Origin of the sequence: Streptococcus sp. WM07 (genome assembly GCF_004570525.1) — a bacterium.
Classification (GTDB): domain Bacteria; phylum Bacillota; class Bacilli; order Lactobacillales; family Streptococcaceae; genus Streptococcus.
This window is the reverse complement of sequence record NZ_SPPZ01000144.1, coordinates 1-594: the sequence shown is the minus strand read 5'-3', so window position 1 is coordinate 594 and position 594 is coordinate 1. Positions and strand designations below refer to the sequence as shown.

At 43.8% G+C, this 594-nt stretch carries 1 protein-coding gene; it reads left to right on the top strand.

The window, feature by feature from the left end:
- On the top strand, positions 1 to 594 hold a 594-nt coding region (locus E4T71_RS08780), incomplete at both ends, for a Rib/alpha-like domain-containing protein (protein ID WP_245165726.1).

Below are 594 nucleotides of genomic sequence, written 5' to 3'. Positions count from 1 at the left end.
AAGATCAGACCGTTAAACAAGGTGAGGAAGTAGATCCATCTAAATCTATTGCAAATCTAGGAGACTTGCCAGCAGGTACTAAGGTAAGCTTTGAGGAACCAGTAGATACAACCACACCAGGAGATAAGCCAGCAACAGCTGTTGTAACATATCCAGATGGTTCAACGGATAAGGTCCCAGTAACTGTTAAAGTTTCTGAACCAACAGATGCGGATAAGAACACACCAGTAGCACAAGATCAGACCGTTAAACAAGGTGAGGAAGTAGATCCATCTAAATCTATTGCAAATCTAGGAGACTTGCCAGCAGGTACAAAGGTAAGCTTTGAGAGTCCAGTAGATACAACCACACCAGGAGATAAGCCAGCAACAGCTGTGGTAACGTATCCAGATGGTTCAACGGATAAGGTCCCAGTAACTGTTAAAGTTTCTGAACCAACCGACGCGGATAAGAACACACCAGTAGCACAAGATCAGACCGTTAAACAAGGTGAGGAAGTAGATCCATCTAAATCTATTGCAAATCTAGGAGACCTGCCAGCAGGTACTAAGGTAAGCTTTGAGGAACCAGTAGATACAACCACACCAGGAGATA